Origin of the sequence: Streptomyces sp. NBC_00984, assembly GCF_045162475.1 — a bacterium.
Lineage (GTDB): Bacteria > Actinomycetota > Actinomycetes > Streptomycetales > Streptomycetaceae > Streptomyces.
The window spans coordinates 5,189,790-5,209,426 of record NZ_CP108734.1 but is presented as its reverse complement, the minus strand read 5'-3'; the positions used below and the strand labels follow the sequence as shown (position 1 = coordinate 5,209,426).

Genomic DNA, 19,637 nt, shown 5'->3' with positions numbered 1-19,637 from the left:
GCCACAACTGACCGAACAACATCACCAGCCCACACACGGGGAGTACCACCATGCGCAGCAACCGCATCCGCACCACCGCCCTCGCCGCGACCGCCCTCCTGGCCGCCCTCTCGCTCACCGCCTGCGGCGGCAACGACAACGGGAACGACGGCAAGGCAGGCGCGGCGGCTCCGGCAGCGAACACCACCGCCACCACCCCCGACACGGGCAAGGACGCCAAGGACGCCAAGGAGACCGACAGCGACACGGCCAATGCCCCCGCCGAGAACGTCTCCACCGCGGCCAAGGGCTCCACCGGCGGCAGCAAGAGCGGGAAGAGCAGCGTCGGCACCACCGCAAGCGGCAGCAAGTCCCCCGTCACCTGCACCGGCTCGAACACCAAGGTCACCGTCAGCAAGGTGAGCCGCCCCATCAACCACCTGCTGCTCACGGCGACCAACACCGGCTCCGTGCCCTGCTACGCGTACAACGCACCGGCACTCGGCTTCGACGACGCCCAGGCCGCCTTCCCGGTCCTCCGCGACAGCATCCCGCAGGCCGTGGTCACCCTCGCGCCGGGCCAGTCCGCCTACGCCTCCATCGGGCTGTCCGGTGAGCCCGACGGGCAGGAGCTGCACAAGAGCGCCCACCTCACGGTGTACTTCACCGGCAAGAGCAACCAGGGCTCCACGGGCGCCCCCGCCAAGCTGACCCTCCCCGCCGGCACCTCCTGGGGCGACAACGGCTTCGTCACCTACTGGCAGAGCGAAATGGCCGACGCCCTCATGTACTGATCCGTCAGCACGTACGGATCCGCCGACACGTACTGATCCGTCAGCGCCTCGCCGGGGTCGTCCGCTCTCGCGGACGGCCCCTTGCCCGTCCCCCGACCGGACGGTTCGCGAGGGTCCCGCATGCAGACGGCGCGCCGGGGCCGGGACGCGCCCAGCCGCAGCCGTCGAACGGTCTCCGGTAACTGCACAGTGACTCCCGTTCTCCGCGCAGGACGGGCGGTACGGACTGCCGCAGGGCGTAACGTCCCACCCACGCCCAACAGCCGGACATCTGCACTACGTTGACCGGTAGTCGACCCACGGGGGACACCGCATGGACCGGACCCGTCTGAAGTCACTGGGCTCTCTGGTGTCCGCGCTCGCGCTCGCGGCCCTCCTGCCGGTCCTCGTCGCGCTGTGGGTCGGCGACGGCGTGCAGAAGCTGCTCACCGGCGACTCCGCCACGGTCCACAGCGTCACGCAGTGCGTGGAGGGCGGCGGGCAGTTGCCTGCCGCCCACTGCTACGGGACGTGGGCGTTCGCGGACGGCCGCACGGCCTCCGGCGAGATCACCGGCGCCGAGGTGGCCGCCGGTGACACGATCTTCGCGGGCGACGGCTGGGCGTACGACTCCACGTCCCCGCTCCACTGGCGGATCTGGACCCCGGTCACGATCTTCGGCGCCGGAGCCGCCGCCCTGACGGCCTCCTGGCTGAGCTACCGCAGATCCCGCGACGCCCCGGCCCCCGGCCGATCCCACGAGGACGAGCACTAGCATCGGCCGCATGGCGATGTTCGTGCACCTGACACCCTCGGCGAACGCGGCGCGCGTGCGCCGTTCCGGAATACGGGCCGTCAGCCACGGCCGCGACGCATCGCAGTCACGGGGCCTCTACTGCTTCCCCGTCCTCCCCTCGTACACCCTCACCCACCAGTGGCTGCGCGAGCTGGCCAGGCACGGCGGCCCGCGCGGACTCGTCGCCGTGCACATCCGCCTGCCGGACGACGAACCCGTCACCGTGGGCCGCTACCACCGCGACCCCGTGACCGTCACGGCCGCCGAAGCCGTACGCCGTGTCGCCGCCCTGCCCGACCCGCGCGGCTGGGAAGTGTTCGTCCCCCGGCCCGTCACCCGGCGCGAGGTGCACCGTATCCGCGCGGTCAGCCAGGTCACCGGCTGGCGGTACTTCCCCGACTCGAACGGCAAGGCGCCCTGCACCTGCTTCGGCTGCCGGGTACGCGGCGAGTACGGATCACAGCGCCTGCGTCAGCGCCGACCGCACCCCCTCGACGGGCCTCCCCCCGCCTCCGCGGTCCTCGTGCGCCGGATCGCCGCGGCGGGCAGCCCCGGCGACCCCGAACAGCTCATCCAGGCCCTGCACTGGTTCGGGATGCGCCGCCGCGGACCGGTCGACCAACTGGCCCACCTCGCGGACCACCCGGACCCGAAGGTCCGCAGGGCCCTCGTATGGGCCGTCGAGAACTGGTCGTCCCATGGCGCCACGGAACTCCTCCACCGCCTCGCCCAGGACCCGGACGCGACGGTCCGGGAGGCCGTCGAGTCCAGCGCACCCGAGACCTGAGGCCCCTCGCCCCGACCGGGCTCGAACCCGTACAGATTTCTTGTACGGGTCGTACGCGCGTAACGCGGGCGCGCAGGTGGAAGTTGGCTCGGTATGCACCCCGGGAAGCGGAAGCGCAAGAACGCGTCGGCAATGAAACTTGTGGGCAAGCTGGTCGCCGTCTTCCGCAGGGCGGCCGGCCTGACCCAGACCCAACTCGCCGACCTGGTGGGCCACCAGGTGGAGACGATCTCCTCCATCGAACAGGGCAGACGCGCCCTACTGCCCGACCTGGCCGCCAAGCTGGACGAACTGCTGGACACCAAGGGCGCGTTGAAGGAGGCCGTGGCGCACATGCCGGAGATCGATCTGATCCCGGCGTGGGCGGAGGAGTACTTGGGGCTGGAGCGGGAGGCCCTGGCGCTGTCCTGGTACGACAACCAGGTCGTACCGGGCCTTCTCCAGGCGGACCGCTACGCCCAGGCGGTGTTCCGCAACCGGGTCCCGGCCTTCAGCGAGGAAAAGGTGGCGATTCAGACGGAAGCCCGCCTGGAACGCCAGGAGATCCTTCATCGGCCGTCGCCCCCGACCATCAGCTTCGTCGTCTGGGAACCGGTCCTGATGCTCCAACTCCTGGACGACGAAGGGCACGCGGAGCAGTTGAACCACCTGCGTACCTGCGCCGCGCTCCCCGGCGTCTGCCTCCAGGTCCTGCCACTGAACCACCGCACCCATGCCGGGCTGAACGGCCCGTTCATCCTGCTGGAAACCCCGGACTTCCAGCGCGTCGCCTACTCAGAGACACAGCGCGGCAGCCTGCTCGTCTCCGACCCCGACGAGGTCAGCATCCTCGCCCAGAAATATGCGATGCTGCGAGCCCAGGCCCTCAGCCCTGAAGACACCGTGGGCCTGCTGGACCGTCTGCTGGGAGAGCAATGAGCACTGCACGCAAGTGGTTCAAGTCCAGCTACAGCGGCGACGAAGGCGGCGCCTGCCTCGAAGTCGCCTACGAGTGGCAGAAGTCGAGCCACAGCGGCAGCGAAGGCGGCGAGTGCGTCGAGGTCGCCGCCCACCCCGCCGCCATCCACATCCGCGACTCCAAGAACCCCGACGGCCCCATCCTCACCGTCGCCCCCACCACCTGGGCGGCCTTCGCCGGCTTCGCCGCCGACCGGCGACTCGTCTGAATCCACCGGAGGGATACCACCGCATGGCTGTCATCCACCGCACCACGCTGACGCCCACCAAACTGGAACTCCTCGCCTCCTGGCTGCCCGCACAGCCCTGGTACCGCGGCAAGGGGCGGCAGCCCGAGCTGGCCAGGACCGGCGGGTTCCGGCTGGACGACCCGAAGGGCGAGGTGGGGATCGAGTTCATGGCGGTCACCGACACCTCGGGGGACCAACCGGTCACGTACCAGGTGCCGTTCAGCTACCGCGGCACACCGCTCGCGGGCGCCGACGACGCGCTCATCGGCACGACCGAGCACGGGGTGCTGGGGCAGCGGTGGGTGTACGACGGGACGCGTGACCCGGTCCTCGTCGCCCAGCTGTTCGCGCTCGTCCTCGGCAAGGCCGAGCCGCAGATGCAGAGCACGAGCGACACCCCCGACCCGTCCGTCATCGCCCGGTTCGCCGAATCGGACACCCTGGCGGAGATCGCCGCCACGACCGCCACCGACGACCCGAACGGCACGGACCTCCTGGTCGCGACGGCACCCGCAGGCCGCCTGCTGACCCTCCACATCAACCGCGTTCTCCACCCCGGGCAGAACGCGGACGGACGGGCACTCGGCCACGTCACCGCGGACGCGCCGCTGCCCGACGGCACCACTGCGCGCACCGCGTACGTCGTCGTTCACGCACGCCCGTAGCCCGGACCGCCCTGCCCCGCCCGGCCGTTGTCAGTGGTCGCGCCTAGAGTTCGGTTCATGGCGACGCTCCCGAACCCGCTCCCGTCCCTGGCCACCTCAGGGCTTCGACTCCCGCCCGGCTCACTGGTGGACGCCACGATCGACGGCATCTGGCACGAGCCGCTGCTCTGGTGCGCCGACGAGCCCGCGTCCCACGGGACGTGGCGCGCGCTGCGCGCGGCCGGGCGGACGGTCGGCCTGCTCCCCGTGCTGATCGACGGCGGGCGACGCGACCAGTGGCCCGACGACTGGGACCTGATCCCGGACAGCACGTCGTACCCCGGCGATCACGACGCCGAGGAGGTGCTCAGCGAGTACTGGGAGGACTGCGCGCCCGAGGAGCTCGACGCCGCCGAGGGCGACTGGCCGGGCCTGGCCCCCGTCCCGGCCGCCGAGGGGCAGGACACCCCCGACGACCTGGCGGCCGCCATCGCCGAGGAGTGCGTCGGCCCGGACGGCTGGTACCCCGGCTCGCGGGTGGCGCTCGTCCCGGCCCGGCGCAGCGCGGACATACCGGCGGCGATCGGCTGGTCGGGCCCGGTCAACTTCGAGGACGACACGGCCCGGCTCTGTGCCGTGCTCCGCTCCTGGGAGGACCGCTTCGGCATACGGGTCGTGGTGCTGGGCTTCGACACCCTGACCGTCTCGGTCGGGCGCCCGCCCACCACCCTCCCGGAGGCCCGCGCGGTCGCCGCCGAGCACTTCGCTTTCTGCCCGGACAACATCAACCAGAACCCGCCGTACGACCTCGACGTCTACGCCGAGAAGATGGTGCTGAACCAGGAGACCTGGTCGTTCTGGTGGGACTGACCCGAACCGACCGGAGGCCCTAGGTGTATTGATCACGAGCGTTGTTGACAGGACTGGGTCTTGCTCATGGCGCAGACCGCCGGCCGCGATCGGCCTCGCCGTGGCCGCGCCCGTCACCGTGTTCTTCACCTGGGTCGCCTTCATGACTCTGATCAACTGGCCCTGAGCCTTCGAGCGGAGGAACACCGCCCATGAACCCCGAGCCGGCCCCGGACGAAGCCACCCGCGCCACCCGCGCCGGCCACCTCGTCGAAGAGTTCCGCGCCCTGCCCGCCACCAGCGACCGCAGACGCGAGATCGTCGCGCAACTGGACGGCGACTGCGGCAACGCCGACGTGGTGGCCTTCCTCACCGCCCTCGTCGCCGACCCGCAGGAGTACGACCTCGCCCGCACCGAGGCCGCCACCGTCCTGCGCCTGTGGCCCCCGGCCGACCCCGACCTGCGCCACCGCGCGGGCAGGGCCCTGCTGGCGGCGCTGAACGACCCCGAGGAGGATCTGGTGCGCCAGTACGCGGCGATGGCGCTCGGCCCCTACGCCTCGGACGACCCGGCGGTCACCGAGGCTCTGATAGCCGCCGGAGGGTCCGAGGAGGACCCCCTCGTCCAGGCCTGCGCGAGATCCGCCCTGGAAGAGGCGGGCCTCGCTTGAGCACGCCCGGGGCTCACGCCCGGTCGCCGCGCCCGCCGACAAAGTCGGGTATCACGGACTGTTCCTCCGGAAAGGCCGTCCGGTACGCGTTCACCACTCGTGTCTGACGGGCCCCGGGACAACCAGATCGCGATCCGGAACGTCCTCTCTCACAAGCCCCGCGCCACCGGTACGGGACGGTGAACGAGGAGCTGGAGCATGGCCCGAAGCCCCATCCACCCCATCCGCCCCATCCGCGCGATCCGCCATCGCAGACTCGGTATCGACTACCCCCGCCGGGGGAAACGTACTTGGCGCCGTTGGATCCCTTCGTGGCGGCAGGCGCTGAGCGGGGTCATGCTCGGACTCGTCGCGCTGGCCGGCCTGTTCGCCGTGGTGTACGCGTCCGTCGACATCCCGAACGAGAACGACGAGGCGCGCAGGCAGGGCACCGTCTACTACTGGGCGGACGGCAGCCAGTTGGTGAGCGTGGGCGCGGTCAATCGGCAGAATGTCACGCTCGCCGACATACCCCGTTCGGTGGAGAACGCGGTCATCGCCGCCGAGAACGAGACCTTCTACTCCGACCCGGGGGTATCGGCGACGGGCATCGCCCGCGCGGCCGCAAGCATCGTCACAGGCGGTGAGACCCAAGGCGGCTCCACCATCACCCAGCAGTACGTCAAGAACACCTATCTCAGCCAGGAGCAGTCGGCCACCCGGAAGTTCAAGGAATTCTTCATCTCGCTGAAGGTCAACAACAAGCAGAGCAAGAAGGAGATCCTCCAGGGGTATCTGAACACCAGCTGGTTCGGCCGCGGCGCCTACGGCATCCAGGCAGCGGCGAACGCGTACTACGGAATCCCCGCGAAGGACCTCGACCCCAGTCAGGCGGCGCTGCTCGCCTCCCTGCTCAAGGGGGCGGAGCAGTACGACCCCGCGGGCGGCAGGGGCAACCACGAACGCGCCGTCGACCGCTGGGAGTGGATCCTCGACCGGCAGGTGGAGATCGGCACGATGACGAAGGCCGAGCGGGCCGCGTACCAGAAGTTCCCCGAGCCGAAGCCGGCCGCGAAGCCGACCAGCCTCGGCGGCCAGACCGGCTATCTCGTCGACATCGCCAACAAGTACATCAAGAAGCGTTCGGGCCTCACCGACAAGGACCTCTTCCGGGGCGGCTACCGGGTGCACACCACCTTCGACAAGGCCAGGGTGGGGCAGCTGGAGCGGGCCGTGCGCAGTGTGCGCAAGCGCGACCTCGACCCCAAGAAGCGCTCCGAGGACAAGTACGTCGAGGTCGGCGCCGCATCCGTGCGGGCCGACGGGGCCGTGGTCGCGGTGTACGGCGGAGCCGACGCGGTCACCCACTTCGCCAACAACGCCGATACCGCGGGCGTCCCCGTCGGCTCGGCCTTCAAGCCCTTCGTGCTGGCCGCAGCCCTTCAGTACGGCGACGGGATCTCCCTGGACAGCGGCTACGACAGTGGGGGGCGCCTGATCAAGGGCGGCCCGTACGCGGCACCTCCCGCCCCGTCGGGTGCCGGTCCCGGCCGGGCGATGGTCACGGCGCCGACGCCCCTGCGCGATGCGCTGATCAAGTCGTCCAACGCCACCTTCACGCTGCTCGGCAAGGACATCGGGCTGAAGAAGGTGAAGGAACTGGCGGTATCGGCCGGGCTGCACGAGGAGAGCCTGGCCCGTTTGGACAAGTCCTTTCCCCTCGGCACGTCCACACCGAGCGCGGTCAGGATGGCAGACGCGTACACCGCCTTCAGTAACGACGGCATGAGGGCCGATCCCTACTCGGTGACCAGGATGACCCGGGACGGCGAGGCGGTCGAGGGCTTCGGGAAGCCCGAGCCGCGGCGCGCGATGGACGCCTCGGTGGCCAACGATGTGAACAACACCCTGGGGATGGTGGCCTGGACGCGGCTGGGTCAGGACGGGAAGTTCGGCACGTTCGCCAGGGCCAAGGCTGCCGACGGCCTCTCGGCGGGCGCGACCGGCGAGGACGACCGGATGAAGTCGGCCTGGTTCATCGGCCACACCGAAGGGCTGACCACGGCCGTCACGATGTTCCGCAACAAGCCGGGCACCCCTCAACTGCTGGGAATGCAGGGTGTGGGCGGGCCCGATTCGGGACGCGGCAATGTCTTCCCGCTCCGGATCTGGAACGCCTACGTCACGGGGAAGTAGGCCCACGGGGAAGCAGGCCCACGGGCCAGGGGCCGGCAACGGCGTGGGGCCAAGAACCGACAGCGGCCTGGGACCGGAACTGACAACCGGACAAAGCAGCACTCTCCGCATTGGTCTTGACCAATATCCTATTGTGTGAAGAACTTGGCCGTAGCCGCCACAGAATCTTTACAAGCGCCTCCGCTGGAGAGACACGCCCCCATGCGCATATCCGCAACCGCCGCCACAGCGTTCGCAGTGCTCGGCGGAGCCCTCGTCCTCGGCCTCACGGCCGTCCCCGCCGCACAGGCCACGCCCGTCGCCGATACGGCGGGCTGCACCACCGATGCCTTCGGAATCGCCGGAAAGTACGGCGAGTTCGTCCTCGGTGACGACGTCCACTCCCCCGACGCGGAAGGCGCGGTGGCCGTCGGTGGCAATGCCGACTTCCGCGGCGGCTTCAGCGCCGCCAACGAACTGACGGCCGCGGAGGTCGACGCCCTGCCCGGCCGCGCGTCGCTCGTCGTGCGCGGCGACCTGCTCAACGGCAGTTCGGTCACCGCGGTGATGAAGGGCAACGCGGTCGTCGGCGGCAAGGTCAGCGACCGCGCCCTCGAAATGCACTCCGGCACCTTCGGCAAGAACGCCGGACTGATCGACTTCGACGCCGAGTTCAGCAAGCTCCGGTCCTACTCCACCGCACTGGCGAAGGAACCCGCGACCACCGGCACCGAAGTGGAACTGACCGGCAGCAAGCTGACCCTGGAGGGCGGGAACACCACCCGCAACATCTTCGAGGTGACGGCCGAACAGCTCGAAGGCGCCAAGGACATCTACCTCAAGGTCCCCGCCGGCGCCACCGCGGTCGTCAATGTCAGCGGCACGACGTACGACATGGCCAAGGCCGGCACCACCGGCTTCTTCCTCTCCGGCGGCCAGGACCACGTACTGGACGACAAGCTCCAGAGCGCCTCCGACGGCAAGGTCCGCGCCCGCCTGCTGTGGAACTTCCCCGACGCCACCGCGGTCACCAAGAGCAGCCAGGCCGCCTGGCCCGGCAGTGTGCTGGCCCCCAAGGCACACCTGGAGCTGGGCACCGGCGCCCCCGTCAACGGCTCGGTCTGGGTGGCCTCGCTGCACGGCTCGGGCGGCGCGGAGACGCACCACTCCCCCTTCACCGGCTGCCTCCCGGAGACCGGCGAGACCCCCGGCACCACGCCGCCGGTGACCGGCACGCCATCCGCCCCGGCGAGCACACCGCCGACGAGCGGCACCCCGTCCGACAGCCCGTCCGAGTCCGCACCGGCCACCCCGACCGCGTCGCAGAGCACGCCCGGCGGCAAGGACGGTGACCTGGCCTCGACCGGCAGCGGCGGCACCATCCCGCTGGCCATCGGCACCGTCGTGGTGCTCTCCGCGGGCGCCGGCCTGACCGTGGCGGCCCGCCGCCGCGCCAAGCGGGCCTGACGCGAAAGGGCGCCTGTGGGAACCCCGCACCCACGGGAATCCCACAGGCGCCCCGGCGCCTGCCCGGCTACGCGCGCCGCAGCCGCTGTGCGACCTCCGTCGCCCAGTACGTCAGGATCATCTGCGCACCCGCGCGCCGGATTCCGGTCAGGCTCTCCATGATCGCCGCGTCCCGGTCGATCCAGCCCTTCTCGGCGGCGGCCTCGATCATCGCGTACTCACCGCTGATCTGGTACGCCGCGACCGGCACGTCCACCGAGTCGGCGACCTTCGCGAGGATGTCGAGGTACGGCCCGGCCGGCTTCACCATGACCATGTCGGCGCCCTCCGCCAGGTCGAGCGCCAGCTCGCGCTGCGACTCACGGCTGTTCGCCGGGTCCTGCTGGTACGTCTTGCGGTCGCCCTTGAGCGAGGAACCCACGGCCTCGCGGAACGGCCCGTAGAACGCCGAGGCGTACTTCACGGTGTAGGCGAGGATCGAGACGTCCTCGTGGCCCGTCTGGTCGAGCGCGTCGCGGACGACACCGACCTGGCCGTCCATCATGCCGCTCGGGCCCACCACATGGGCGCCCGCGTCGGCCTGGACCTGGGCCATCTCGGCGTACCGCTCCAGCGTCACGTCGTTGTCGATCCGGCCGTCCTCGGTGAGCACACCGCAGTGGCCGTGGTCGGTGTACTCGTCCAGGCACAGGTCCGACATGACGACGAGATCGTCACCGACCTCCGCACGCACCGCGCGCAGCCCGGCCTGGAGGATGCCGTCCGGGTCGGTGCCCGCCGTGCCCCGGGCGTCCTTCTTCTCGTCCGTGGGGACGCCGAAGAGCATGATTCCGGAGACCCCGGCCGACACCGCCTCGACGGCGGCCTTCCGCAGGGTGTCCAGGGTGTGCTGCTGCACGCCGGGCATGGTCGAGATGGCGACCGGGGCGTCGATGCCCTCGCGCACGAACGCGGGCAGGATCAGATTCGCCGCATCGAGCCGTGTCTCGGCGACCATCCGCCGCATCGTCGGGGTCGTCCGCAGCCGCCGGGGGCGGGAGCCGGGGAAGTTTCCGTACACAGTCATCCTTCGAGATTAGACCCGCACACATCACCGTCTTACCGACACCTGTGCCGGAAAAAGACCGCCAAACGGGCAGGGGCCCGGCTGCCGAAGCAACCGGGCCCCTCACACTCCTCGACCTCTTCTTCGACCGAGCAGGTCAGGTCGTCGTACGACGCCGCCGCGCGCCGGGGCGCCGCTCGCTCGGCCGCGTCACCGGATCGCCGGCCTCCTTCGCCGCCTCCCGGCGTCGGGCGCCGAACTCGGCGAGCGCCTGGGCCAGCTTGTGCACCGACGGCTCCGGGGAGAGGACGTCGACGCGCAGTCCGTGCTCCTCGGCGGTCTTCGCCGTCGCCGGGCCGATACACGCGATGACGGTCACGTTGTGCGGCTTGCCCGCGATGCCGACCAGGTTCCGCACGGTCGACGACGAGGTGAAGAGCACCGCGTCGAAGCCGCCGCCCTTGATCGCCTCACGCGTGTCGGCGGGCGGCGGCGAGGCGCGGACCGTGCGGTACGCGGTGACGTCGTCGACCTCCCAGCCCAGCTCGATGAGCCCGGCCACCAGCGTCTCGGTGGCGATGTCGGCACGCGGCAGGAAGACCCGGTCGATCGGGTCGAAGACCGGGTCGTACGGCGGCCAGTCCTCCAGCAGACCGGCGGCGGACTGCTCACCGGACGGCACCAGGTCCGGCTTCACACCGAAGTCGACCAGCGCGGCGGCGGTCTGCTCACCGACGGCCGCGACCTTGATCCCGGCGAAGGCACGGGCGTCGAGCCCGTACTCCTCGAACTTCTCCCGGACGGCCTTCACCGCATTGACGCTGGTGAAGGCGATCCACTCGTAGCGGCCCGTGACCAGGCCCTTGACCGCGCGCTCCATCTGCTGGGGCGTACGGGGCGGCTCGACGGCGATCGTCGGGACCTCGTGCGGCACGGCACCGTAGGAACGAAGCTGGTCGGAGAGCGACGCGGACTGCTCCTTCGTACGCGGCACGAGAACCTTCCAGCCGAACAGCGGCTTGGACTCGAACCACGCGAGCTGGTCGCGCTGGGCGGCGGAGCCGCGCTCACCGACCACGGCTATGACGGGCCGGTGCCCCTCCGGCGACGGCAGGACCTTCGCCTGCTTCAGGACCTGGGCGATCGTCCCGAGGGTCGCCGTCCAGGTGCGCTGGCGGGTCGTCGTACCGGCCACCGTCACGGTCAGCGGGGTGTCGGGCTTGCGGCCCGCCGAGACCAGCTCACCGGCGGCCGCGGCCACCGAGTCGAGCGTCGTCGAGACGACGGCCGTGGCATCGCTCGCGCCGACCTCGGTCCAGCAACGGTCGGAGGCGGTACGGGCGTCGACGAACCTGACGTCCGCGCCCTGCGCGTCACGCAGCGGTACACCGGCGTACGCGGGCACGCCCACGACGTTGGCGACACCCGGAACGACCTCGAAGGGAATGCCGGCGGCGGCGCAGGCGAGCATCTCGGCACCGGCGTTCCCGTCCAGCCCCGGGTCGCCGGAGACGGCACGCACGACCCGCCTGCCGCCCCTCACCGCCTCCATGACAAGATTGGCCGCGTCCCTGAGAACGGGAACACCGGCGGCTGCTGACTGCGCGTCAACAACCGCCAGCTCAGGTGTGCTTACGCTTGCCCGCGCATGGCAGCGAACGACGCCGAGGACGTCCGGCTCGGCGACAAGGACGTCCGCGCTCGCGAGCGCCTCGACGGCGCGCAGAGTCAGCAGTCCCGGGTCGCCGGGACCGGCGCCGAGGAAGGTGACGTGCCCTTGTGCGGACAGGGCCGGAAAGTCGGTTGCGGCGGGGCCGGTGGGGCTCAAAGTGCTCGCTCCCCCATAAGACCGGCCGCACCCTTGGCAAGCATCTCGGCCGCGAGCTCGCGACCGAGAGCCGCCGCGTCGTCCTGCGACGTGGGAACGGGACCGGTGGTGGACAGCTGCACCAGCGAGGAACCGTCGGTGGAACCGACGACACCGCGCAGGCGCAGTTCGTTGACAGCCTGCCCGTCGACCAGGAGGTCGGCCAACGCACCCACAGGTGCGGAGCAACCGGCCTCCAGGGCGGCGAGCAGGGCACGCTCGGCGGTCACGGCGGCCCGGGTGTACGGGTCGTCGAGCTCGGCGAGCGCGGCGGCGAGGTCGGCGCTGCTCGCAGCGCACTCGATCGCCAGTGCTCCCTGGCCGGGAGCGGGCAGGACGGTGTCGACCGACAGGAAGTCGGTCACCTCACCGGTCCGGCCGAGGCGGCTGAGCCCGGCCGCGGCGAGTACCACCGCGTCCAGCTCACCGCTCCGGACAAATCCGATACGCGTATCGACGTTCCCGCGGATCGCCACGGTCTCGATGTCGAGACCGTGGTTACGGGCGTACGCGTTGAGCTGCGCCATGCGGCGCGGCGAGCCGGTACCGATGCGGGCGCCGGACGGCAGCTGCTCGAAGGTCAGCCCGTCCCGCGCCACCAGTACGTCGCGCGGGTCCTCGCGCACCGGCACCGCGGCCAGCACGAGGCCCTCGGGCTGGGCGGTCGGCAGGTCCTTGAGCGAGTGGACGGCGAAGTCCACCTCGCCGCGCAGCAGCGCGTCGCGCAGCGCCGCGACGAACACACCGGTGCCGCCGATCTGCGCGAGGTGCTCCCGCGAGGTGTCGCCGTACGTGGTGATCTCGACGAGCTCGACGGCGCGCCCGGTCACCTCGCTGACCGCGTCGGCGACGAGGCCTGACTGCGCCATGGCGAGCTTGCTGCGCCGGGTGCCCAGCCTCAGCGGCTTGTCGGCCCCCGCGCCCAGGGGTGAGTTGTCGGTCATGACCGCCCTCGATTCGGGTCGTTCAGGTCTGCCCGGGAGACGGCGGCGACCGTCTGCGGGTCGAGGTCGAAGAGTTCCCGCAGCGCATCGGCGTACCCGGCGCCGCCGGGCTCGCTGGCGAGCTGCTTGACCCGCACGGTGGGCGCGTGCAGGAGCTTGTCGACGACGCGGCGCACGGTCTGCGAGATCTCGGCGCGCTGCTTCTCGTCCAGGTCGGGGAGGCGTCCGTCGAGCCGCGCGATCTCGCCCGCGACCACTCCGGCGGCCATCGTGCGCAGGGCGACGACGGTCGGGGTGATGTGGGCGGCGCGCTGGGCGGCGCCGAAGGCGGCGACCTCGTCGGAGACGATGGTGCGCACCTGGTCCACATCGGCGGCCATCGGGGCGTCCGCCGACGCCTCCGCGAGCGACTCGATGTCGACGAGGCGCACACCGTCGAGCCGGGCCACCCCGCCGTCGATGTCGCGCGGCATGGCGAGGTCGAGCAGGGCCAGGCGCACGGGGCCGGTGCCCTGCGCGGGCACGGTGGCCCGGCGGACGGCCTGGCGCACCGCGCCGGCGCTGCCGTTCTCCACCCAGGCGGCGTGCCGGTCGACATCGGCGGGGGCGGGCACCACGGGCGCGGCGGCGGGCGTCTCGACGGCGTCGGCGACGTCCAGGCCGAGCGCCTCGGCGACGGCCTCGGCGGTCAGCACGAGACCGGTCGCGCCGGTGCACGAGACGACGACGTCGGCACGTGTCAGTTCGTCGCGGACCGCGGCCATCTCCACGGCGCGGGCGGCCACGCCCGTACCTCCGGGCTGGGCCAGGATCTCGACGAGCCGGTCGGCACGGGCCCGGGTCCGGTTGGCGACGACGATCTCGGCGACACCGGTGCGGGCCAGGGTGGCGGCGGCGAGCGAGGACATCGAGCCCGCGCCGATCACCAGGGCGCGCTTGCCCCGGGCCCAGTCGGCGACGTCCGCGCCGGCCGCGAGCTGTTCCAGACCGAAGGTGACGAGCGACTGCCCGGCCCGGTCGATCCCGGTCTCGCTGTGGGCCCGCTTGCCGACCCGCAGGGCCTGCTGGAACAGGTCGTTCAGCAGCCGGCCCGCGGTGTGGAGCTCCTGCCCCAGCGCCAGCGCGTCCTTGATCTGGCCGAGGATCTGGCCCTCGCCGACGACCATCGAGTCCAGCCCGCACGCCACCGAGAAGAGGTGGTGGACGGCCCGGTCCTCGTAGTGCACATAGAGATACGGAGTGAGCTCGTCCAGACCGACGCCACTGTGCTGGGCGAGGAGCGTGGACAGCTCGGCGACGCCCGCGTGGAACTTGTCCACGTCGGCGTACAGCTCGATGCGGTTGCAGGTGGCCAGCACGGCGGCCTCGACCGCGGGCTCCGCGGCGAGGGTGTCCTGGAGCAGCTTGGCCTGCGTCTCGGCAGCCAGCGAGGCCCGCTCCAGTACGGAGACGGGGGCGCTGCGGTGGCTCAGCCCTACGACAAGAAGACTCATGCCGGCATCACGGCGGGCATGTCCCCGTCGGGTCCCTTCCGACTGCCGGAGGCCGAGCGCACCGGAGGCGCGGCCGGGTCCGAGCTGCTCTCGGCGGTGTCCTCGCCGGCCTTGCGCTGCTCGTGGAAGGCGAGGATCTGGAGCTCGATGGAGAGGTCGACCTTGCGCACGTCCACGCCGTCGGGCACGGACAGCACGGTCGGCGCGAAGTTCAGGATGGAGGTGACGCCCGCGGCGACGAGGCGGTCGCAGACCTGCTGGGCGGCACCGGCCGGGGTCGAGATGACACCGATCGACACGCCGTTGTCGCCGACGATCTTCTCCAGTTCGTCGGCGTGCTGGACGGGAATCCCGGCGACCGGCGTTCCGGCCATCGCGGGGTCGGCGTCGATCAGCGCGGCGACCCGGAAACCACGGGAGGCGAAACCGCCGTAGTTGGCGAGCGCGGCGCCGAGGTTACCGATACCGACGATCACGACCGGCCAGTCCTGGGTGAGCCCGAGTTCGCGGGAGATCTGGTAGACGAGATACTCGACGTCGTACCCGACACCGCGCGTCCCGTACGAGCCGAGGTAGCTGAAGTCCTTGCGCAGCTTGGCGGAATTGACCCCCGCAGCCGCGGCGAGCTCCTCGGACGAGACCGTGGGTACCGAGCGCTCGGAGAGCGCGGTCAGTGCGCGCAGATACAGCGGAAGTCGGGCGACGGTGGCCTCGGGAATTCCTCGGCTACGGGTCGCCGGTCGGTGAGTTCGGCCAGTTGCCACGGTGCTCCTGCGGGATGAGCGGGGCTGCAGGCGGCCGTATTTCCCAAGGCCGCCCCGTCGAATGCAGGCTATGTCTTTGTGAACGCGTGCACAAAGATAGTGTCCGTTTTGTCCGGTCAAAGTGACCGGGGTCACGCACATTCGTCGCGCGATCCCGGAACCAAGGATCGCATCAGCCCGTTGCAGGCCCGAAGGGGGCAAAGCGGCACACACTCCTCACTACCACTCCCCCGAGAGCACTCAAAACGCCCACGATGGTAACCGGCTTTCGCTCACGACCGCAGTGCCCGGCGCAGCCTCACCGGGTCCACCCGCCAGAACGTGTGCTGTTCGTCATCGATCAGCACCACCGGAATCTGTTCCCAGTACTCCCGGTACAGCTCCTCGTCCCGGGAGATGTCCTTCTCCTCCCAGGACACGCCGGTCTCCTCGCACACCTCCCGCACCACCTGCCTCGCGTCGTCACAGAGATGACATCCAGGCTTCCCGACCAGGGTCACCATGCGTTCCGCGGGCTTCTTCTTCGTACGTCGCAGCAAGGCACTCATGCCTTCATTCTGCGCCGCGAGAGGAACTGTTCCCTCCTTGATCCGGTACGCCCGGAATCACCCGTTCAACAAATCGGCGGTCAAGAGTTCACGCCGCGGCATCCCGGCAGGTCGGGAAGGGCCGAACCGACTGGCTATGCTCACGACATGGCCGCTCTTGGATGGCTCACACCACGTAGGCGCCCCGCGACAGCACGGAGTGTGCTGGCCGGCGAGGCAGCAGCTGAGGCAGCGCGGAAATCCACCCTCCCCGACGATCGGCCCCCCGGTGCCGAGCAGGGTGCCTCCGCGAAGGCGGAGGCCGAGGAAGCGCCCTTCCCCGTCGTCGGCGACGAGCGGGCCGCCGCCTTCTTCGACCTGGACAACACCGTCATGCAGGGCGCGGCGATCTTCCACTTCGGCCGCGGCCTGTACAAGCGGAAGTTCTTCCAGCGCCGCGAGCTGACCCGGTTCGCCTGGCAGCAGGCCTGGTTCAGACTGGCGGGCGTCGAGGACCCGGAGCACATGCAGGACGCCCGCGACAGCGCCCTGTCCATCGTCAAGGGCCACCGCGTCTCGGAGCTGATGTCCATCGGCGAGGAGATCTACGACGAGTACATGGCCGACCGCATCTGGCCCGGCACCCGGGCCCTCGCCCAGGCCCACCTCGACGCCGGACAGCGCGTCTGGCTGGTCACCGCCGCCCCGGTGGAGACCGCCACGATCATCGCCCGCCGGCTCGGCCTGACCGGCGCGCTCGGCACGGTCGCCGAATCCGTCGGCGGCGTCTACACCGGCCGCCTGGTCGGCGAGCCGCTGCACGGCCCCGCGAAGGCCGAGGCGGTCCGCGCCCTGGCCGCCGCCGAGGGCCTGGATCTCGACCGCTGCGCGGCGTACAGCGATTCGCACAACGACATCCCGATGCTGTCCCTGGTCGGACACCCGTACGCGATCAATCCGGACGCCAAGCTCCGCAAGCACGCCCGCGCGCTCGACTGGCGGCTGCGGGACTACCGGACGGGCCGCAAGGCGGCCAAGGTCGGCATCCCGGCCGCGGCCGGCGTGGGCGCCATCGCGGGCGGCACCGCCGCCGCCGTCGCCCTGCACCGCCGCCGCCGCTGACGCGCCCCCGACCCGCCCGGCCCCGCCGTGGGCCGGGCGAGCCACGCCCGGACCTTCGCGGCCGATCGGAACCCCTTACCCACCGACCGCTCCGGCCAGTCGTCCTGCTCTCACACGGCCACAACCCGTCGCACCGATAGACAGATCACGAAGTAATTCGATCAACAAACGGTCACGATGTGCTACTTGATGCGTCGTTTAGTCGCTACAGAAACGACGTAATCGGTGATTTGAGCAACTGGGTGTAGCACTGCCTGTACGAAGCGTTATTCTCCTCAGACGCATTCCGGAACCCACCACTCACTACGACGAGTGACGGTTTCGCACTGCACGTGATGGAAGCTCTGCCTCTGGGAGTCCCGTGTACCCACACGTCGGGGTTGACACCTCGGGCCTGGCTACGCTGCGCGCAACGGTCGCCGACCGCTTGCGCGGCTTCGTCCCCACCGCGTACGCCGTACCCGCATTTGCCACCCCTGCACCTGTCGGCCCTTGCTATGCCCTGGCCGAACGCGGTGCGGCGGTCGGAAGACGCAGCAACCGCGGCGCAACGACCACGTCCACCGTTCGTCGGCCGACCGCCGACAGTGACAGCGCGCGCATGATGGATCTCGTCGAGCGCGCACAGGCCGGCGAGGCCGACGCCTTCGGCCGCCTCTACGACCAGTACAGCGACACCGTCTACCGCTACATCTACTACCGCGTGGGCGGCAAGGCGACGGCGGAGGATCTCACGAGCGAGACCTTCCTGCGCGCCCTGCGCCGCATCTCCACCTTCACCTGGCAGGGTCGCGACTTCGGCGCCTGGCTGGTCACCATCGCCCGCAACCTGGTCGCCGACCACTTCAAGTCCAGCCGTTTCCGACTGGAAGTGACCACCGGCGAAATGCTCGACGCCAACGAGGTCGAACGCAGCCCCGAGGACTCCGTCCTGGAGTCCCTCTCCAACGCCGCGCTCCTGCAGGCCGTGCGCCGGCTCAACCCCCAGCAGCAGGAGTGCGTGACCCTGCGCTTCCTCCAGGGCCTCTCGGTCGCCGAGACCGCCCGGGTCATGGGCAAGAACGAGGGCGCGATCAAGACCTTGCAGTACCGCGCCGTCCGCACGCTGGCCCGGCTCCTCCCGGACGATGCCCGCTGACCCACCCCCGGCCGAATCACGCTCGGCAACACGTTCATCACACACTGGTCCGATCATCCTTCGTGCGTAACCCAAGTGCCGCGCTCCTCGTTGTGCCGGTTGCAGGCCCCCTGTCGTCACCCCGTGTCCGCCGACACTCACTCATTCGTGTGGAAGCGCTCAAGGTGTGCAACCTTCCGGACCCCCAGGGGAGTCGACCGTCATGACGAGAGGAGGTGCCGCCAGTGATCGCAAACGTTTCGGCACACCGGCGGGCGAACGCCTTCGCCCAGGCCCTGGAGGAGCAGTCGCTCCGCGGTGCGGCGGCCGCACAGCCCGAGGAATCGGCCGAACCGGCCGACCACGGACCGCTGCTGGCCCTGGCGAACGGCCTCGGCGAGGTACCGCGGCCGGAGTTGGACCCCGAGGTCAAAGTGGTGCAGCGAGCCCAGCTCGTCGCCGCCATGGAGGCCATGCTCACCGAGGGCGGTGCGTCCGCGGGCCCTACGGTGCCCGAACAGCGCGCCAAGGGAGCCCACCGGGCCTCCCCGCTCCGGAAACTGCGTCCGCGTTCACGCTGGACGAAGGGCCTCGCGGCCGGCGGACTCACCGTCGGTGTGGCGGCGGGAGCCTTCGGCGGAGTGGCCGCTGCCAGTTCCGACGCCCTGCCGGGTGATTCGCTGTACGGGCTCAAGCGCGGCATGGAGGACATCCACCTCGGCATGGCCAGCGGCGACGCCGACCGCGGCGAGGTCTACCTGGACCAGGCGTCGACCAGGCTCAACGAGGCCCGCCGGCTGATGGAGCGCGCCCGCTCCGGCGCCCTGGACCACGAACAGCTCGGCGAGGTCAGGCGCACGCTCAACGGCATGACGCACGACGCCGGCGAGGGCCACCGCCTGCTCCACTCCGCCTACCAGCAGAACGGCGCCATCGGCCCCATCCAGACCCTGGACTCCTTCTCCCGCTCGCACCGCGAGAGCTGGAGCAGCCTCCGCGACCGGCTGCCCGTACAGCTGACGGACATCGGCGACAAGGTCAGCTCGGTCTTCGACGCCATAGACGAAGAGGTCCAGCCGCTGCAGTCGCTGTTCCCCCGCACCCCGGACAGCGGCGGCGCCCAGCAGTCGGACACGGGGGAACAGGGCACGCAACCCTCGCGCACGGCCCCCTCGGCGCCCACGTCACCGGAAGCCCCACACGGCCGTCCGGGCGACAGCACCTCGCCCCACCCGTCGGGATCCGGCAGCGCCCCGGCCGAGGGCCTGATCGTCGGCGGCACGGACGGCCTCCTCGGCACCCCGCCCCCGGGCACCGTGCCGTCCACCGATGGCCGGGTCAGCACCCCGCCCGCCCCGGACGTCACCCTCCCGCCGCTCCTCCCCGGCCTGCTCCCGGGCCTGGGCATCAACGGCGAGAACCTGAACGACTAGCGCCACCTCGAACGGTTG

Annotated in this window: 19 protein-coding genes; 13 read left to right on the top strand and 6 right to left on the bottom strand. The window is 70.8% G+C overall.

Annotated features, from left to right (window positions below; translation table 11 throughout):
- Positions 1-50: 50 nt before the first annotated feature.
- The 10 genes from OG520_RS23235 to OG520_RS23190 all read left to right on the top strand — a co-directional run bounded on the left by OG520_RS23235 (position 51) and on the right by OG520_RS23190 (position 9,307).
- Positions 51-773 carry a DUF4232 domain-containing protein gene (locus OG520_RS23235; protein ID WP_399328334.1) on the top strand — a complete coding sequence of 241 codons (723 nt, stop codon included), beginning with the start codon at positions 51-53 and terminating at the stop codon, positions 771-773.
- 313 nt (positions 774-1,086) lie between these two features.
- On the top strand, positions 1,087-1,527 hold the full coding sequence (locus OG520_RS23230) for a hypothetical protein (RefSeq protein WP_406014453.1): 441 nt from the start codon (positions 1,087-1,089) through the stop codon (positions 1,525-1,527).
- Positions 1,528-1,537: 10 nt separating this feature from the next.
- A complete protein-coding gene (locus OG520_RS23225; RefSeq protein ID WP_406014452.1) occupies positions 1,538-2,335 on the top strand; it encodes a HEAT repeat domain-containing protein in 798 nt (265 codons plus the stop codon).
- 132 nt (positions 2,336-2,467) lie between these two features.
- Positions 2,468-3,253, top strand: a complete 786-nt coding sequence (locus tag OG520_RS23220) for a Scr1 family TA system antitoxin-like transcriptional regulator (protein ID WP_406014451.1) — start codon at positions 2,468-2,470, stop codon at positions 3,251-3,253.
- Complete coding sequence (locus OG520_RS23215; RefSeq protein WP_406014450.1) at positions 3,250-3,501, top strand: DUF397 domain-containing protein; 252 nt, start codon at positions 3,250-3,252, stop codon at positions 3,499-3,501. The genes OG520_RS23220 and OG520_RS23215 overlap by 4 nt, the downstream gene beginning before the upstream one ends.
- Before the next feature lie 23 nt (positions 3,502-3,524).
- The gene (locus OG520_RS23210) at positions 3,525-4,187 is read left to right on the top strand and encodes a maltokinase N-terminal cap-like domain-containing protein (RefSeq protein WP_406014449.1); all 663 of its coding nucleotides are present in this window, start codon (positions 3,525-3,527) and stop codon (positions 4,185-4,187) included.
- A gap of 57 nt (positions 4,188-4,244) precedes the next feature.
- A complete protein-coding gene (locus OG520_RS23205) occupies positions 4,245-5,036 on the top strand; it encodes a DUF4253 domain-containing protein (protein ID WP_399328344.1) in 792 nt (263 codons plus the stop codon).
- Positions 5,037-5,227: 191 nt separating this feature from the next.
- A complete protein-coding gene (locus OG520_RS23200; RefSeq protein WP_406014448.1) occupies positions 5,228-5,686 on the top strand; it encodes a hypothetical protein in 459 nt (152 codons plus the stop codon).
- Positions 5,687-5,884: 198 nt separating this feature from the next.
- Positions 5,885-7,861, top strand: a complete 1,977-nt coding sequence (locus tag OG520_RS23195; RefSeq protein ID WP_406014447.1) for a transglycosylase domain-containing protein — start codon at positions 5,885-5,887, stop codon at positions 7,859-7,861.
- A 201-nt stretch (positions 7,862-8,062) separates the two neighbouring features.
- Positions 8,063-9,307 carry a choice-of-anchor A family protein gene (locus OG520_RS23190; protein WP_406014446.1) on the top strand — a complete coding sequence of 415 codons (1,245 nt, stop codon included), beginning with the start codon at positions 8,063-8,065 and terminating at the stop codon, positions 9,305-9,307.
- 67 nt (positions 9,308-9,374) lie between these two features.
- On the opposite strand, the gene hemB is transcribed toward OG520_RS23190, so the two are convergent.
- The 6 genes from hemB to OG520_RS23160 all read right to left on the bottom strand — a co-directional run bounded on the left by hemB (position 9,375) and on the right by OG520_RS23160 (position 15,968).
- On the bottom strand, positions 9,375-10,373 hold the full coding sequence (gene hemB, locus OG520_RS23185) for a porphobilinogen synthase (protein ID WP_399328352.1): 999 nt from the start codon (positions 10,371-10,373) through the stop codon (positions 9,375-9,377).
- Between the two features lie 136 nt (positions 10,374-10,509).
- Entirely contained in the window at positions 10,510-12,180 is a 1,671-nt protein-coding gene (locus tag OG520_RS23180; RefSeq protein WP_399328355.1) for a uroporphyrinogen-III synthase, read from the bottom strand.
- Positions 12,177-13,163 (bottom strand): hydroxymethylbilane synthase, encoded by a 987-nt coding sequence (gene hemC, locus OG520_RS23175; RefSeq protein ID WP_266417849.1) that lies wholly within the window; start codon positions 13,161-13,163, stop codon positions 12,177-12,179. The genes OG520_RS23180 and hemC overlap by 4 nt, the downstream gene beginning before the upstream one ends.
- On the bottom strand, positions 13,160-14,656 hold the full coding sequence (locus OG520_RS23170; RefSeq protein WP_406014445.1) for a glutamyl-tRNA reductase: 1,497 nt from the start codon (positions 14,654-14,656) through the stop codon (positions 13,160-13,162). Before OG520_RS23170 ends, hemC begins: the two co-directional genes overlap by 4 nt.
- A complete protein-coding gene (locus OG520_RS23165; protein WP_266417845.1) occupies positions 14,653-15,420 on the bottom strand; it encodes a redox-sensing transcriptional repressor Rex in 768 nt (255 codons plus the stop codon). Before OG520_RS23165 ends, OG520_RS23170 begins: the two co-directional genes overlap by 4 nt.
- Positions 15,421-15,692: 272 nt before the next feature.
- Complete coding sequence (locus OG520_RS23160) at positions 15,693-15,968, bottom strand: glutaredoxin family protein (protein WP_406014444.1); 276 nt, start codon at positions 15,966-15,968, stop codon at positions 15,693-15,695.
- Positions 15,969-16,115: 147 nt separating this feature from the next.
- Between OG520_RS23160 and OG520_RS23155 the strand changes: the two genes are divergently transcribed.
- From OG520_RS23155 to OG520_RS23145, 3 genes are all read left to right on the top strand, one after another.
- The gene (locus OG520_RS23155) at positions 16,116-17,069 is read left to right on the top strand and encodes an HAD family hydrolase (RefSeq protein WP_406014443.1); all 954 of its coding nucleotides are present in this window, start codon (positions 16,116-16,118) and stop codon (positions 17,067-17,069) included.
- Between the two features lie 361 nt (positions 17,070-17,430).
- Positions 17,431-18,207: an ECF subfamily RNA polymerase sigma factor, BldN family gene (locus OG520_RS23150; RefSeq protein WP_266417839.1), complete on the top strand. Its 777-nt coding sequence runs from the start codon at positions 17,431-17,433 to the stop codon at positions 18,205-18,207.
- Positions 18,208-18,431: 224 nt separating this feature from the next.
- A complete protein-coding gene (locus tag OG520_RS23145; RefSeq protein WP_406014442.1) occupies positions 18,432-19,619 on the top strand; it encodes a DUF5667 domain-containing protein in 1,188 nt (395 codons plus the stop codon).
- The last annotated feature ends 18 nt before the right edge of the window (positions 19,620-19,637 follow it).

What these genes read in the sequence shown, in the direction of transcription:
- OG520_RS23215 (WP_406014450.1), top strand. Translation starts at nt 3,250, where the DNA reads ATGAGCACTGCACGCAAGTGGTTCAAGTCCAGCTACAGCGGCGACGAA.
- OG520_RS23205 (WP_399328344.1), top strand. Translation starts at nt 4,245, where the DNA reads ATGGCGACGCTCCCGAACCCGCTCCCGTCCCTGGCCACCTCAGGGCTT.
- OG520_RS23155 (WP_406014443.1), top strand. Translation starts at nt 16,116, where the DNA reads ATGGCCGCTCTTGGATGGCTCACACCACGTAGGCGCCCCGCGACAGCA.
- OG520_RS23200 (WP_406014448.1), top strand. Translation starts at nt 5,228, where the DNA reads ATGAACCCCGAGCCGGCCCCGGACGAAGCCACCCGCGCCACCCGCGCC.
- hemC (WP_266417849.1), bottom strand. Translation starts at nt 13,163, where the DNA reads ATGACCGACAACTCACCCCTGGGCGCGGGGGCCGACAAGCCGCTGAGG.
- OG520_RS23170 (WP_406014445.1), bottom strand. Translation starts at nt 14,656, where the DNA reads ATGAGTCTTCTTGTCGTAGGGCTGAGCCACCGCAGCGCCCCCGTCTCC.
- OG520_RS23225 (WP_406014452.1), top strand. Translation starts at nt 1,538, where the DNA reads ATGGCGATGTTCGTGCACCTGACACCCTCGGCGAACGCGGCGCGCGTG.
- OG520_RS23210 (WP_406014449.1), top strand. Translation starts at nt 3,525, where the DNA reads ATGGCTGTCATCCACCGCACCACGCTGACGCCCACCAAACTGGAACTC.
- OG520_RS23235 (WP_399328334.1), top strand. Translation starts at nt 51, where the DNA reads ATGCGCAGCAACCGCATCCGCACCACCGCCCTCGCCGCGACCGCCCTC.
- OG520_RS23160 (WP_406014444.1), bottom strand. Translation starts at nt 15,968, where the DNA reads ATGAGTGCCTTGCTGCGACGTACGAAGAAGAAGCCCGCGGAACGCATG.
- OG520_RS23195 (WP_406014447.1), top strand. Translation starts at nt 5,885, where the DNA reads ATGGCCCGAAGCCCCATCCACCCCATCCGCCCCATCCGCGCGATCCGC.
- OG520_RS23190 (WP_406014446.1), top strand. Translation starts at nt 8,063, where the DNA reads ATGCGCATATCCGCAACCGCCGCCACAGCGTTCGCAGTGCTCGGCGGA.
- hemB (WP_399328352.1), bottom strand. Translation starts at nt 10,373, where the DNA reads ATGACTGTGTACGGAAACTTCCCCGGCTCCCGCCCCCGGCGGCTGCGG.
- OG520_RS23230 (WP_406014453.1), top strand. Translation starts at nt 1,087, where the DNA reads ATGGACCGGACCCGTCTGAAGTCACTGGGCTCTCTGGTGTCCGCGCTC.
- OG520_RS23220 (WP_406014451.1), top strand. Translation starts at nt 2,468, where the DNA reads ATGAAACTTGTGGGCAAGCTGGTCGCCGTCTTCCGCAGGGCGGCCGGC.